The sequence below is a fragment of the Methanocalculus sp. genome (genome assembly GCF_029762515.1).
GTDB lineage: Archaea > Halobacteriota > Methanomicrobia > Methanomicrobiales > Methanocorpusculaceae > Methanocalculus.
Genome location: NZ_JARVGN010000007.1, coordinates 1 through 14,743 on the forward strand (window position 1 = coordinate 1; position 14,743 = coordinate 14,743).

15 protein-coding genes are annotated in these 14,743 nt (G+C 49.4%); 8 read left to right on the forward strand and 7 right to left on the reverse strand.

Annotated elements, in window-relative coordinates:
- Positions 1 to 1,195, reverse strand: a 1,195-nt coding sequence (locus QCH34_RS00525) for a histidine kinase N-terminal 7TM domain-containing protein (RefSeq protein WP_300328291.1), incomplete at its 3' end; no start/stop codon positions are given.
- Positions 1,196 to 1,370: 175 nt separating this feature from the next.
- Here QCH34_RS00525 and QCH34_RS00530 point away from each other — a divergent pair.
- Together QCH34_RS00530 and QCH34_RS00535 are read left to right on the forward strand one after the other, a co-directional pair.
- A complete protein-coding gene (locus QCH34_RS00530; RefSeq protein ID WP_300328294.1) occupies positions 1,371 to 1,868 on the forward strand; it encodes a hypothetical protein in 498 nt (165 codons plus the stop codon).
- A 204-nt stretch (positions 1,869 to 2,072) separates the two neighbouring features.
- A complete protein-coding gene (locus QCH34_RS00535; RefSeq protein WP_300328298.1) occupies positions 2,073 to 4,217 on the forward strand; it encodes a PAS domain S-box protein in 2,145 nt (714 codons plus the stop codon).
- Between the two features lie 3 nt (positions 4,218 to 4,220).
- On the opposite strand, the gene QCH34_RS00540 is transcribed toward QCH34_RS00535, so the two are convergent.
- Positions 4,221 to 5,147, reverse strand: a complete 927-nt coding sequence (locus QCH34_RS00540) for a helix-turn-helix domain-containing protein (protein ID WP_300328304.1) — start codon at positions 5,145 to 5,147, stop codon at positions 4,221 to 4,223.
- Positions 5,148 to 5,460: 313 nt separating this feature from the next.
- Between QCH34_RS00540 and QCH34_RS00545 the strand changes: the two genes are divergently transcribed.
- The 3 genes from QCH34_RS00545 (at position 5,461) to QCH34_RS00555 (ending at position 7,881) form a co-directional block, all read left to right on the forward strand.
- The gene (locus tag QCH34_RS00545) at positions 5,461 to 6,021 is read left to right on the forward strand and encodes a tetratricopeptide repeat protein (protein ID WP_300328309.1); all 561 of its coding nucleotides are present in this window, start codon (positions 5,461 to 5,463) and stop codon (positions 6,019 to 6,021) included.
- A 136-nt stretch (positions 6,022 to 6,157) separates the two neighbouring features.
- A complete protein-coding gene (locus tag QCH34_RS00550; RefSeq protein ID WP_300328314.1) occupies positions 6,158 to 7,027 on the forward strand; it encodes a response regulator in 870 nt (289 codons plus the stop codon).
- A gap of 149 nt (positions 7,028 to 7,176) precedes the next feature.
- A complete protein-coding gene (locus QCH34_RS00555; protein ID WP_300328318.1) occupies positions 7,177 to 7,881 on the forward strand; it encodes an FkbM family methyltransferase in 705 nt (234 codons plus the stop codon).
- A gap of 41 nt (positions 7,882 to 7,922) precedes the next feature.
- Here QCH34_RS00555 and QCH34_RS00560 read toward each other — a convergent pair whose 3' ends face one another.
- The gene (locus tag QCH34_RS00560; RefSeq protein WP_300328321.1) at positions 7,923 to 8,399 is read right to left on the reverse strand and encodes a carboxymuconolactone decarboxylase family protein; all 477 of its coding nucleotides are present in this window, start codon (positions 8,397 to 8,399) and stop codon (positions 7,923 to 7,925) included.
- Between the two features lie 69 nt (positions 8,400 to 8,468).
- Here QCH34_RS00560 and QCH34_RS00565 point away from each other — a divergent pair, with 69 nt between their 5' ends.
- Positions 8,469 to 8,606: a hypothetical protein gene (locus QCH34_RS00565; RefSeq protein WP_300328324.1), complete on the forward strand. Its 138-nt coding sequence runs from the start codon at positions 8,469 to 8,471 to the stop codon at positions 8,604 to 8,606.
- Positions 8,607 to 8,763: 157 nt separating this feature from the next.
- Here the strand turns inward: QCH34_RS00565 and QCH34_RS00570 are convergent, their stop codons facing one another.
- From QCH34_RS00570 to QCH34_RS00580, 4 genes are all read right to left on the reverse strand, one after another.
- Entirely contained in the window at positions 8,764 to 9,963 is a 1,200-nt protein-coding gene (locus QCH34_RS00570) for an MFS transporter (RefSeq protein ID WP_300328327.1), read from the reverse strand.
- A gap of 162 nt (positions 9,964 to 10,125) precedes the next feature.
- Positions 10,126 to 10,350 (reverse strand): type II toxin-antitoxin system HicA family toxin, encoded by a 225-nt coding sequence (locus QCH34_RS13280; RefSeq protein WP_366898144.1) that lies wholly within the window; start codon positions 10,348 to 10,350, stop codon positions 10,126 to 10,128.
- Positions 10,340 to 10,564, reverse strand: coding sequence for a type II toxin-antitoxin system HicB family antitoxin (locus QCH34_RS00575; protein WP_255333490.1), 225 nt, complete (start codon positions 10,562 to 10,564; stop codon positions 10,340 to 10,342). Before QCH34_RS00575 ends, QCH34_RS13280 begins: the two co-directional genes overlap by 11 nt.
- Positions 10,565 to 10,727: 163 nt before the next feature.
- Positions 10,728 to 11,834, reverse strand: coding sequence for an alpha/beta hydrolase (locus QCH34_RS00580; protein ID WP_300328334.1), 1,107 nt, complete (start codon positions 11,832 to 11,834; stop codon positions 10,728 to 10,730).
- A gap of 208 nt (positions 11,835 to 12,042) precedes the next feature.
- Between QCH34_RS00580 and QCH34_RS00585 the strand changes: the two genes are divergently transcribed.
- On the forward strand, positions 12,043 to 13,755 hold the full coding sequence (locus tag QCH34_RS00585) for an NERD domain-containing protein (protein WP_300328337.1): 1,713 nt from the start codon (positions 12,043 to 12,045) through the stop codon (positions 13,753 to 13,755).
- A gap of 636 nt (positions 13,756 to 14,391) precedes the next feature.
- Positions 14,392 to 14,743 (forward strand): hypothetical protein (locus QCH34_RS00590; RefSeq protein ID WP_300328340.1); only part of this gene is annotated, 352 nt, incomplete at its 3' end.

The window sequence follows — 14,743 nt, forward strand, 5'->3', positions numbered from 1 at the left end:
TCTTCTCAGGATTATCTTCTTCTTTGAGAAGTTCAAGATAGCCGCCAAGGGCAGTTACCTGGTTGGCAATATCGTGGCGCGTGAGCCGTGTCAGCCAGTTCACCTTCTCGTTCGCAACCCTGAGGGCTGTTTCTGCCGCCTTCCTTTCGGTAATATCCCGTATAATAAGAATGCAGCCGGCTGGCTCGCCATCCGGAGAATGCACGCGGGATGCTGCGATGCTGATTGCTTTTCCCCTGATATTTTCAGGATTTGCCTCAAGGTCCCTGATCCTTCCACCCTGCTCCTCGTGCATTCGGATCGTTTCACAGATCTCTTCCGGAAGGATCTGCTGTATTGCGGTTCCCTGGAGACTGCCCGCCTGCAGTCCGAAGATCTCATATGATGCTGTATTTGCCGAGATGATCCGGCCTTCGGGCTCAACCAGCAGCAGCCCGTCCGGCATCGTTGCGATGATATCCGGTCCTGCGGTCTCCGGTTTCAGTATGAAGAGGCCGTATCGAATGATTGCGATGGTAATACAGAGTGAGAAGATGGAGATTCCGATGAAGATGAAGTTTGGTGCTGCAATACCAAGCAAAGGAAGGAATATTCCGGAGATTGTACCAAAACCAATGGCAGCGAGCAATCCCAAACAGACGAGGCGGTTCTGCCGCCTGATCCTCCCTTTTGGCGATCTGAACCATGCAGAGGCGATCAGGTATATCGCCCAGATCACCACGATCACAACAAAGAGTGCTGAGGCGATGTAAAATGGCCCAAATACTATCGGCTCATATACCCATCGTGCTCCATCAAAGACAACGGTATACATTGTTTCGGTGAAGCTACCCAGTGTTGAGAAGATAACGGCAGGAAGATAGAGGATTGCAAGGAGGTGTGGTAGGTATCTCCTCTCAGATAACGGATTGTTGGTGAATGCCAGGATGAAGTGTGCGGTAAAGGCAGCTAATACCGGCCATAAAGAACTGAACTTCAGCCAGAACTGCACTCCTTCATAACTTGTTGACTGCCATATGAAGAACTCACCAAGCGCCCAGTATGTTGCCGTCGCCATTGCAGCCAGGAAGATGATGGCGGTCTTTGTATCCGGGTTTTTTGCATAGACAAAGATCCCAAGACCGAAGGTAATGAAGGCGGATAGAAGGCAGGTAAATATCAACAGTGATTCGAGGATCATGCAGACCTCCGGCATCGAACAGGCCTCCCGACGAACGATCTCCGGTACCGGAAGGAGTGTTCTGGTAATGGCAATGTTTTATAGGATTCTGCATCACAGGAGAAAAGCATATGTCTTCCCGGGATGGAATCGGCAATGATCTCACGTATTTCTGTCTGCAAACCATCTGCGTGCCGATCGGGTGGTTCCCATGACAGAATATGTCTTTTTTGAGAGAATTGTTCTCTATATCGTTGTTTTCATCATAATCTTTGTCATCTTCCTCTCTGCCGGGTACCTTGCACAGGCCGATCATGAGGGGCGATCCGGCAATCTGGTTGTTCCATCCCCTCTGCCCACAACCGGTGCAGGCCATCAACCGATAGGCTGCTGGTTCCATAGTGGATCCGATCCGCTGCTCGGGCCGTTTGAGGAGAGACTTGAGCTGATGAGTATCGGCACCTTCAGGAGCGAGATTCTTGCCCCTGCGTTTGCAGAGGATCTGATCATCATCAGGGGATTCTGGCGGCGTGGAGATGATTCATCCATCGGGCTCTTTGTCAGCAATCTCATGATCAATGAGATCCGGTACGATCCATCTGAAAAGATCTTTGTTAATTTGGAAGGGTACCGGTATGAGCGGATATGCAGCCGGGATACGCCTGAGAGGCTTCGGATGACACTGTTCTCTTCCCTGCCTGACAGGTGACTGGTGCCCGGCAGGTATTCTGCCTGCTTCCCGTCTTTTCCCCCTGTATCTTCAATAGAAGGATGGGAAAATTCTGTTATTTAAAATAGGGCAACATATATTATCTATTACTTCAGTCTTTACATGTAAATAAGGAGGTTTTGGATCATCCTGTCGGAGAAACCAGAGTTATCAGGTATTTCATACCGATGGCTGCAGATTGGGGTGATCTTCCTGATCATCATTATTGTGACGGGTGTGATCCTCTATGTGAACTACTCCGGTTCACGCAGTATGCATGAAGAGCATACAGATACCCTTCAGGAGAATACCGAATACGCTCTTATCCAGTCTCTCTCTCTTGTAGACAAGGGCCTGATCCTCTTCGATCAATCACTTGATTACCGACTTCGTGAACCGATGAATACCTTTCTGACTGCATATGAGGAGAGTGGAGGCGATCCCTCGGCGATCGATCTGGATGCTTTGAAGGCTCTGCTTGGTCCGGGGTATGAGCTGTATATCATTAATGAAGCGGGGGTGATCGAGTATACCACCTTTTCTCCTGATTATGGGATGGATTTCTCAGTGTATCCGGCATTCTTTAAGAAACTCACCGGCATCCGGGAAGGAGATGAATTTGCTTCTGAGCGGATTACTGCTGGTTATGGTGGCACTGACACACGGAAGTTCGTATACCATCCGACATTGGATCATAGGTATATCCTTGAGATCAGCTACTATGATGATGAGATCCGGTCAATGCGTGGGGATCTCAAATACACAGAAGCTGCCGCGAAGATCAAGGAGATGAACCCGTTCCTCACCTTGGTCAGGCTCTTTAATGTCCTTGGGCAGGAGATTGGGAATTCTGAATATACCCCGGGTGAAGAGGAACGGCGTATTATATCTGATGTACACCGTTTTGGTGATACATATGAGCACTTCGATCCATCAAGTGGAACCATAACCCGGTTTGTGCTTGTAGATCTCACCCATGAGACGAATCCGGAGGAGATGAATCTTGTCGCGGAACTGGTCTATACCACCGCCCCTATAGAGAGCAGGCTTCAGACGATCCTCCATTCCCATCTCTTCATCGGTCTACTCGCACTGATCCTCGGAGGAACTCTTGCCTTCTCAACCACGATGTACTTTACCCGGCCAATCCAGGACTTAATGGAAGATACCGAGGCTATCAGGGATGGTAACCTGTCTCACCCCGTTCGCGTATCGACACTCCCGGAACTCAGGAGCTTCTCCCTCTCTCTCCAGGAGATGGTCGGGAGGCTCCAGAAGATGATGATCAGCCTGCAGGAGTCAGAGGATCGGTACCGGACGGTTGTTGAGGATCAGACCGAGCTTATCTGCAGGTTTCAACCGGATTCAACCATAACATTTGCGAATATGGCATTCTGCGATTACTTTCATCTCGACTGTGATGAGATACGGGGCGAACCCTTTTCTTCCACTCTCAAAGCCGGTAATGCCTGTTGTTTTGATGGTTTCGACGTATCCCTCTCTGAAGAAGAGCCGGTGATGACAGTGGATCGGCGGGAGTCTCTCCCGGATGGCACGGCACGATGGCAACACTGGAGTGTCCGGGCGCTCTTTGATGATAACGGAGTTATTAATGAATACCAGGCAGTAGGCAGGGATATCACCGAGGCAAAGAAGGCCGAGGCGGCACTCAGGGAGAGCGAGGAACGGTATCGTTTCATTACAGAGAATACTGCGGACAATATCTGGATTGCTGATATGGAATTTAACCTGAAGTATACGAGCCCCTCAGTTCAAAAGTTGAAAGGCCTGACTGTCGAAGAAGCCCTTTCCCAATCTGTTGAGGAGTCCCTGACTCCGGGGTCCCTGCAACAGGTGATGGAATTGTTTGAGAGGGAGATGGCATATGAAGCAACAGGCGAGGCGGATCCGGAGAGAACTGTCATCTTTGTTACTGAGGAATATACAAAGGATGGAAAGGTCCTCTGGTTTGAAAACTCTGCAAAGCTCATGAGAGACCCGGATGGCAACCCGGTTGGCATCCTCGGCAGCTCACGTGATATTACCGAGAAGAAGCGGGCTGAAGAGGCATGGGAGGAGGCGTTTGCCCAGATTGAAGAGAATATCTACCAGGCTTCTATCTTAAATGACCAGATCCGGAACCCTATGGCGGTGATCATGGGGCTTGCCGATCTTGAAGGCGGGGAGAGGATGGAGAAGATCATCAGCGAGGTGAAGAAGATCGATGAGATCATCACCCAGCTTGACCGTGGGGTACTCGAGTCGGAGTCGATCAGGGCATTTATGCGTAAACGATATGAAAAGGATCGCTATGGGTATCGTCAGGATGAGGATGAAGAGCTGATATGATCCTCACCTTTTCCTGGGATTGCATTCAAATGAACCCGGATCAACACATGCCATCATGTGCCCAATCTGCGAAAGATGCACTCCCTTCTTCTCATATATGGTAATTCCCGCTGCAATCTCCTCTTCAAAAGGCTTGAATAATGGCACAATCTCCTCGGAAAAAACCTCAATAATACCATATCGTATCCCTGATGCGCCTGATATCTCCCTGATTTCTGAAACAACATTTTCCAGGGCGAAGAAGAGATCCGCACCAAAGGTGTCTGTCTTTCTGTCCTTATTGACCAGCTGCTCCCAGTATTCGTGGTGCCTGAAGGTTTTTCTCCCCCGGTCACCCCCTCTGCCTGTCAGAGGAGAAGCCAGACTCTCTTCACCCTTAAATTCCCGTTTGATGCCTCGATCACCAAGTTTATTTGATTCCTCACGCTCTCCCGGCAATGCAGAGATCAGTGCCCTGACGACTATGGTGAGGGAGATAGCCCAGCGGGTATTTTGGTACTCCTCCTCTTCATCCGGATCGGGTTTGAAGAGTTCATCAGAACAGGCATCAAAAAAAGAGAGATATGCAGGGAGAGCAGCATGCAGATCAAGATTCCTTGAAATAATCTGCCGCAGTGTGGCTGTACCCTTTTCCATGTTACTCGTGTACTTTGCATGGTATGAGCGATCTCTGCTCTCTTCTGCGATCATGATAAAGGCAAAGATCTCCCGCAGTCCGGACAATGTTATTTTGATCGGCTTTGCCGGGGCGCCTTTTTCATTCAGGATTGGATCAAGCCTGTCGAGATGCCCCTCATCAACCATCTGCCTCACAATACGGTGGACATATGCATGGTCGAGGCCGAGATTCTTTGCGATATCGTAGACGGTTCTCTCCCCGACCTTTGCCAGATAGCCCAGTACCAGGATCTTTTTGTTGATGTTTGTCATACTATGACTCAGCAGCTCATCTTTGCTTCACTCTCTCTGATATACGTTTCTAGTGGTGAATCCGGGGTATCAGGACAGGTGAGATCCCTTTGGTGATCTGGATCGTATCAGGTGGTTCTGCCTTTTACCCGTAACTATCATCGGTTATATATGAAGAGGGTTTTTAAGAAGGTGAGTTTTCCCGGGAGGATGAATACTGCAATTACAGCTCCACAATAAGGATTGATGAGGAAAAGGAAATGTCCTCTGGAGAGTGAGGGAAAGGGATATGAGTATCTCAATTGGTATAACTAATTATCATCAGGAGAATGCCATGTCTCTGCCAGATCGTTTAACCCTGAAAAAGATGATTGCAGTCTTTCTCCTCTTCGCAGTTCTCCTCATTGCAGGATGTGTGGAGGATCCGTCAGACTGGAAGAGCCGGGGGGATCAGCTCCTCAGTACAGATCATTATGAAGAAGCAGTTCTGGCATATGACAGGGCACTTGATCTTGATCCTGCCGATCCGGTGGTGTGGAATAACCGTGGCTATGCACTCTATCAGCTGAACAGGTATGATGAAGCGGTGCAATCCTGCGATTCTGCACTTCTGATCGATCCTGTGTATGCTGATGCCTGGAACACCCGTGGTGGCGCCCTTGCTGCATCAGGCTATTTTGAGGAGGCAATCGTCTCCTATGATCGAGCCCTTGAATCTGATTTTGAATCTGTGATTGTCTGGAATAACCGGGGTGTCGCCCTCGCCAGGCTTGGTCGGTATGAAGAGGCAGTCGAATCCTATGATCGTGCCCTTGCACTCGATCCGGAGTATGATCTGGCAGGTTTAAACCGTGCAAAAGCGATTGCACGACTGAGCAGGATGGAAACTTCCTGATGTACCCCTGTGATCCCTTGCACGTGGCTTTCTTCGTCTTCCGGAACGCCTCTTCAGGTATTCTCTCTGATGTGCAGTTCCTCTCCCACAAAGTTATAAACCCTGAGCCAATACAGTATCAAAAGGGGGATCAGATATGACCGATAATCGGGTATGGATCGTAGAAGATGAATCAATCGTTGCAATGGATTTGAAAAGCCGCCTCCAGTCACGGGGGTATGAAGTGCTTGGGATCTCCGGATCCGGAGAGGATGCGGTTGCGAAGATACGCCAGCATAAGCCGGATATTGTGCTGATGGATATCGTATTGAAAGGGGATATGGATGGAATCGCAGCATCGGGTATCATCAAGGAGGAGCTTGGGATTCCCGTTGTCTATCTCACCGCGTATGCGGATACAAAGACCCTGGAACGGGCAAAACAGACTGAGCCATATGGTTACATCATCAAGCCGTTCAAGGAGTCGGATGTGATCAGTACCCTTGAGATCGCGCTCTATAAATCGTCAATGGAGAGGAAGCTGCGGGAGAGTGACCGGTGGATCAGGACAATGATCCGGAGCACGGGTGAGGGGATCATCGCCACTGATACAAAGGGGCTTGTGAAGTTCATGAACCCTGTTGCGGAGATCCTGACTGGTTATAAGGAAAAAGACGTCATTGGTGAGCCCGCCAGTGAGATCTTCCCCCTCACCATGGAAGGAAAGGGTACTTCCCCACTTGATCCAGTGACACAAGCCCTTGCCAATGAAGGCTTTCTTACATCAGATGAAGATGAACGGATCGTCCTGACCGCAAAGGATGGAACAGAGAGGTATGTGGGCTACATCGCCTCCCCGATCAAGGATGATCGTAAAAAAATCATGGGGGCTGTTCTGACATTCCGCGATCTGACCGAACGTATCCGTATGGAGGAGATAGTAAAGCGGGTTGTGCCTGGGATCAGGGATACCCCGTTCCGCGATCTCTTAAAAGATGAGATGGAGAGAATCGGTCGCTCGAAATAATCCCAATCCCTCTTCTTTCTGGTCAGATATCATAAGTAACTCCGCCGGACTCTCCTTTCCTTTGGTGTCAGGGACAGCTATATCTTCTTATAGTACTCACATTATTAGAGAGAATCCTCTCTGCCATCCCTTCCTAAAGGAGATTATTTATGAAGCTTTTCTACCATACGCGAAATATCTGCCGGCATAATTATCTCCTTGATGTACTCTGTGGTTCCTGTCGGTATCTCTCATCTTCATGCAGATTCGAGAAGGGAATTATTTCTGCACATAAACAGCTTACACAGAGGGGTGATCGGGTTATTATTATCGGCGGTGGCGATGGCAGAACCGCAATTGCAGCTGCGAATCTGGTCGGGTCTGATGGTAAAGTATGGATATTTGAAGGCGGTGATCGATCCTGTCTCCAGATCAGCCGACTTCTGGATGCCAAGGGGCTGTCATCCTCCTGTTCTGTCCGGCATGCGGTCGTTGGCCCCCTTATTGATGTGTATGGCGGGGATTGCCAGGAGGCTCTCTCGCTCTCCCCTGCCGATCTCCCCGAGTGCGATATCCTCGAACTTGATTGTGAGGGATCTGAGATTGAGATACTCAGGCATCTCTGCATCCGTCCACGGGTGATCATCGTTGAGATCCATCCGTTTCATTTCTCAGAAGAGCCCACATGGGTCTTCAACCGCTTACAGGAAATGGGATACCGGGTTGTATACCGGAGCGGGCATGATGGGATCGAGATCGATCACGACGATTGCCTGGAGCTCCTCGCCCGTTCACGGATCTATGGTGGAATCATGTTGAAGAACGGGGCTACAACACCTGTTGTTGTTGCAGCGGTTTTGAATCTGGAGAGATGAGGGTACCTGAACCTGAAGCTCTCCCTCCTTACGCAAAATCTTCAGACTCCCCTCTTCTCCCTCGCTGAAAAAACTTCCAGGGCAGCTGCCATACCGTTTAAGGCTGCCGGGAAGCCCGCATAGACTGCCATCTGGATGATCACCTCTTTGATCTCCTCCTCTGTACACCCGACAGCCAGTGCCATGTCGATATGTGCCCTGAGCTGGACGGGGGCATTGCCGAGTGCGGTTAAGGCGGCAACTGTTGCGATCTGCCGGGATCTGAGATCGAGGCCAGGGCGGGAGAGGATATCTCCATAGGGGAATTCGACGGTTATCCTTGCGAGATCCGGTGAGAGATCCTGTATATTGCCGAGCATCGACTGGACGGATTCCCCTCCCATCTTTTCAAGCTGGGCAAGCCCCCGCCGGTACCGTTCGCCTGAGGCTGGTTGTGCATCTGACATACCGGGAGTATGCTTCCTGAGAGGAGATAATGTGGAGGGGTGGGGGGATGGTTTTATTATAAGTGATGCCAATCTTCCCTCCAGACTAAAACAGGTTGTGCAGGTACCGGGAATTGATCTGCCTGCCGGAGGCGATGATATATGCCGGATGAAGCTACAAGGGCGACGAAGATGGGGTGTCTCTGTACCTCAAATTGTATCATCCGTTTTCTTATTCCGATTATTCTCTTCCTGCTGGTGGTCTTCTTCCTCTGCCCGCTTTTAATGCGGGCTTTATGATGAGCCAAGTGGATCAAAATTAAATGAGCGAAAACAAGCCTGCGCCTGTTTGGGCTCTTCGCTGATCTGTTGCGGATTTTCAACTAAAATGGCAAGGAATCCTCTTCCTTTAGGTGGGGGTAGTTGACACTAACGGTATGGAATTAGCGAGGAGGCATTAATTCCCTGTCTCCTGTGGAGGGGAGCTTGATTCGTACTTATCGGGCATAATGAAGAAGAGAATACCTGCAAACAGGATGCCCACTACACCCAGGACTGAGAATGCCTGAATGGCTCCAACTGTATCTGCCATGATTCCGGCAGCTACAGGGCCGATGATGTAGCCGATATTAAAGAAGAAATCTTTCAGCTCAAGCACTTCTTTTTTGGCATCAGGAGCTGCCTGTATGTAGTTTGCAGATATGCTGTTTGCAATTGGTGTGGCTAAGCAGGTGAAGCAGGCGGATGCGAAGACGACAAGTATGATGATTATCGGATTCTCGATAAAAGAGATTGTTGCCAGGATGACCGATCCGATGAATAGCCCGATAATAACTGTCATCTTCTCTCCAAAAACCTTTGTTATCGGGCCAATGAACGCACCAATGAATAGAAGCGGGGCAAAGTACGCAGTCAGAAAGAGTCCGTCGAAAGGCTCAAAAATCAATCTTTCTGCTACGATTGGCCCAAGTGTCATAAAGAACGCGTCATGTAAGGTTGAGATTGCCACAAGAAATAGGAGAGGGAAAAGGTAACCTCCGACACGCCTCCACGACCTGATCTCTTCAAATAAGCTCCTCTTTGGGTAGGATTCAACGGACGGAATAAACTGTTGTACTCCGCCTGCCTCACGGAGAAGCAGAATGAAAAAGAAAGCCGAAATGGAGAGAAAAACGAGTGCTGTTACAAATGGCTCCCATCCAACAGCCTTGTCGACAACCAGGTAACCAGCCACCAGGGGGGCAAGCAGATACCCTATTGCCCGAAAGGCTTCGAGAAGGCCGAATTTGGCGGACATATCATCCTGCGAAATAAACCTGCTGAAAAAATCAAGTGTTCCGAAGTTGAGCAGGCTGTAGTAAAAACCCCACATTATCATTCCAATAACAAACAGGACGAATGCATATGCGTTCCAGATCACAAAGCAATAGAGCAGGCCTATGAGGAGCATAAAGGAAAAGAGTGTTCGAAAATATGCGTTTTTAAAGATTTTATACAGAAAAAAGGAGTAAAAAGCGCCGGATATCGCTGCTGAGGAGAAGATTATTCCGACCAGTGTCTTCGAATACCCCTGTTCGATCACCAGAAGCGGAATGACATAGGTTATAACTCCATCAAAGAGCATGAAGAAGAGAAACATCATGAAGAAGTAATTCATAAAGGGATTTTTGGGTCTGGCCGAATAGATTCGTTTTACCAACATTCCAAAACCCATAACAGAATACCTTCCCTTTTGAATTTCTTTGGATAATTATTCAACTTATTTATATTTATTGAATACAATAAATTTATATGGTATTTTTGATAAATGTGGTGGGAGTTACTTCTCATAAGGCTTTTTGAAGAGAGAGAGTTCTATGCCCGCTTGTTTTAGAATCGCTATCTCGGTCCCTTTTTTAAGTTCTTTGTGAAGTGGAACCGAAAAAACCCGCCAATCTTTTTGTACTATGACATGGCTGGAGGTTTGTCTTTGTACGGTAAAGCCTTGTTTAACAAGGAACCTTATCATTTCAGCTCCAGATATAACAGGCAGTTTAGGCGACATTAGCCACTTCTACTTGTGTGATCTCGAGTTTAATGGCTTTCGTCTTCTTCTGAAGCTCCTCATTTTGTACTTCCAGTACAAGTTCAATTGCCTCTTTAATGTTGTCAAGAGCTTCCTGTCTGGTTTCTCCCTGGCTTATCGCTCCGGGAATCTCAACACACTGGATAGTGAAGCCACCATCTTCCTGAGGTTCAAGAACGACAGTATATCTCATACTACAGAATAGGCAACTCAACTACATGTACTCTTCTATTGGGAGAAACTGTAAGCTCACTATAATAAGCAGGCAAACATCCATTCAATCCTACCTACCGTTGATGACCGTCGTACCAGCTATCTGCTGTGCCTCCCTGTCCCAACCATCAAACTCTGGGCGATCATCCTAAAAAATCCTCAATTATCCCTGCGATCTCCTCAGGCTCCACAAAGATCATCCCGTGCGCCTGCCCTTCGCGGATAATGAGCGTGGCATCCGGGATTTGATCTGCGATGATCACCGAATTTTCAGGGGGGATGACGATATCCTGATCCCCGGTTATGACGAGTGTTTTGGAATGGATTGTGGGGAGATCCGAATACACTCCTTCCCATGACCGGAAGGCAATGAACTGCTCCTGCACAGCAACCGGATCGGCAACTTCGCCGTAGTCCACAAACCAGGTGGAGGGGTCAGGGTGGGCGGTGCGGAATGATTCGGTGAGGAGGACCTTTCCTGCACGATCAAGGTTTTCTTCCGGAGTTTTCAGTGTCTGGTTCATCCAATCCATCACCCATTCGTCGGGTTGCACCCGTTCCGAACCCCCGCAATCGGTGTTCAGGAGGATGAGGCGGTTGACTGTGTCCGGATACATGACCGCATATTTAAGGGCGATCATCCCACCCATCGAGTACCCGACGATATCGACACGGGGGTTCGTGCAATATCCTTCATCCCCGTCAGAGCCCCCGCTACCACCATCCCCTGCAGGGCACTCATTACCCGCGTCTCCTCCTGCCAGCTCCAGGATAACCTCGTGCAGATCGATCGCTCCCTGCCGGATGGTAAACGTTACATCCGGGTTCTGTATGCCCGATACTCCACGGTGGTTATAGAGGATCACTCTGCGGGATTCTGCGAGCTGCGAGATCATCAGGCCCGGCCACTCGTCCAGGGTCATACCGTATCCGGGGACGAAGACGATCGGAGGCTGCTTTTGTCCATCCCCCTGTCCATTACCCTGCCCACTGGTGGTATTCCGGGTGGCATTCAGAGTGTCGTTATGGGCGGCAGCGTGGAGTGGACCATGGATAGCATACCGGAGAGGGATGCCGTCTGCTGTCATGATATACGTATAGGGAGATTCATTGCTGCCGGGGAGGGGGGTTGTTATGTCTTCGGGGACGGTGGTATCTGAACTGTCAACACACCCCGCTGTTCCGATGAAGGCGATTGTTAAGGATATGAAGAGGAGAACGGGGAGAAGGCGTGTGAAGGGAGCTTGCATGGTGAATAATCATTTCTGATTGGTAATATTGGTTCTGGGAGGACCTGGGTCTTTGAACGGGCATAATCAGATGCCCCCATTCCCCACCTCTAATCCCCCTGTGATCGATAATTCCACAGAAGATACAGATGGTAATAATTGATGCATGATGAGGAACAGAATGGAGATATCCATATAATTCTCTTATTTACACAAGGATCTGATTCAAATGGCAATACTGTGGCCCCGCAAACTAACTCCGGATATCCTCGCTGATCCCGGCAGGAGAGCAGAACAGAAAGTGTATAATAAGCTTGCTGAGGTGCTCGAAGACCCCTTCACCGTCTTTTACTCACGCCCATGGCTTGGGACGCTGAAGAACGGGAAGCCGATTGACGGTGAATGCGACTTTGTTGTCGCCCATCCGGACTATGGTTTTCTCACGATCGAGGTGAAGGGCGGCGGCATTGCCTATGATCCTGCCTCTGATACCTGGACCAGCACCGACCGGCACGGAAACACCTGGGATATCAAGAACCCGGTAAAACAGGCGCTTGATTCAAAATACCAGATTCTAAAGAAATGCCAGGCGCACCCGACTTGGGGATATCGCCGTGTGGGTATTAGCCATGGTGTGATCCTTCCGGATATTCCAGCGATCGAGGGTGATCTTGGGGCGGACATTCCACGGAATATCCTCTGCTTCATGGAAGAGTTCGAATCAGATCTCAGGTACTGGATACTTGACCTGCTGGAGGGCGAGATGGCAAGCGACTACCGGGCAAATCCGCTTGGCCAGGAGGGGATGGCAATCCTTGAGGATATCCTCGCCCATCCCTTCCAGTTGAATGTGCCTCTTCACCGGGTCATAAAGGATGACGAGGAGCGTATCCAGACCCTGACTCCGCTCCAGTACCAGATCCTGGCAGGCTTTGCCAATACCCGGCGGGTGGCGATCTCCGGCTCTGCCGGTACCGGAAAGACGATCCTTGCAATGGAGGAGGCACAACGCTGCATACAGGCTGGGGAGCGGGTTCTTCTCACCTGCTACAACCGCCCTCTCTCCGAGTACATGAAGATGATGATGGGATCACAGGACCTCCTCATGACAGGGAACTACCACAAGGTCTGCGATGAAATCTTCAGGGAGGCTTCTGTTGAGGTGGATATGGAGAAGATCGATAGCGAGCTCTTCCTGGAGAAATATCCTGCTCACCTGCTCAAAGCACTTGAAAAGATTCCGGAGAGACGCTTTGATACCATCATTATCGATGAAGGGCAGGACTTCCCTCCCCTCCTCCTCAAGTCACTTGAGTCCGCACTGGATCCGGATGGTAAACAGAAGATCCGGCTCTTCTATGATAACAATCAGGACGTCTACCACAATCAGGGGAAATACCTCGAAGAGTTGTATGAGATCCCCTTCACCCTCTCTCTGAACCTGAGGAACACGCAACGCATCCACGAGATAGCCCGGCTCTTCTACAAGGGGCAGGAGACAACGGCCATCGGGCCGGAAGGCCTTGAGGTCAGGTGGATCGAGGCCGGAACCCTGGCACTTGCACGGAAAAAACTCGAAGAATATATCCATACCCTTGTTACCAAAGAACAGATTCCGTCATCTGATATTGCAGTCCTCATTTCGACCCGTGATGACAGGGAGAAGTACAGCACCGGCAGGGAGATCGGCGGGCAGCGGTACCAGTTCTGTAATGAGCGGTATCTGAATGAAAACTCCGCCTCGATCATATTTGACTCCGTCAAACGGTTCAAGGGGCTGGAGAGCCCAGTCGCCATCGTTGTGCTGGACGATGCGCTGATCAACAGTGACGAGATGCTGTACGTGGCGTTCTCCCGGGCACGGCAGCTGCTTGCGGTTGTGGGGAGCAGGGTGATGATGGAGAAGATTCGGGGGAAGGCGGGGGAGTTAGAGGAAGGGTGAATAGAGTATGTCAACGTCGGAATAAAACTCCCCACATTCGTCGGGATAAAACTCCCCAATCCCATCTGAAAACTACGATTGCCTAATCCTTAAACCCCCAGATCGATCTCACATTTTCTCTCCATCCCCTCACTCCAGAAAAAAAGCTCTAGTACTGATCGAGAGTATGATTTGTATGACGAGTATGATCTTTCATACTCTGGAAGAAATGGAGTAAACCGTCGGAAAAAAACTCACGGACTGCTTACAAAGCCTTTATAATAATCTCCTGAGAATGGTACACATCCATTATTGAAGGGAAGTATTCAAAGGTAATGGGTAGAGTGTACACCCTCAAAACATTTCATCATCAAAACCAATACCGTATGATCTTTCATACTCGTCATATTCGTCATACCAGCTCACCCCCCCTATGGGTTTTTTCTTCTGCACTCTGCATGGATTTGGAGCTGGGCCGCAGAATTGTTAATGGTTACAGTGGCGGTGCCTATGGCGGTTTAAAAATGCACAGAAGTGGCGGTCTAAAAGTGCTCACCTGCCTCTGCCCCTCAAGCCTCAGAAAGAAAGGTAGACGAAATACCAATCGCCAGAGAGCGTCGTTTTTATCTTCCTCCATTGTGGCACAAACAAGAGAGAATGGAGTTTAGATCTGCTAACCCGCTGGCAAAGGTTCTTGGTGCTGCCCATGCAAGAAGGATTCTTATTGAGGAGTACAATGGTATGTCAAAACATGAAACAGCATTAACCCGGCGATCCTGGGAAGAGGAGACCGATGGACTGCTTATAGAGGAGTTTCCTGCAGTTCGGAGACGGAAAGGGTGTAGCCCCCGTTTTTTAGATGGCCTCGTTATTTCGAGACGCACAAAGAAGATTGCTGACACCAAAATAGACCTCAATACAAACCAGAAGACCGAAGATATTGTCAAAGATAAGTATGTAATCATAATCCAGACGAAGACCAATACTCTTAGTACGCCCCTTTTAGGCC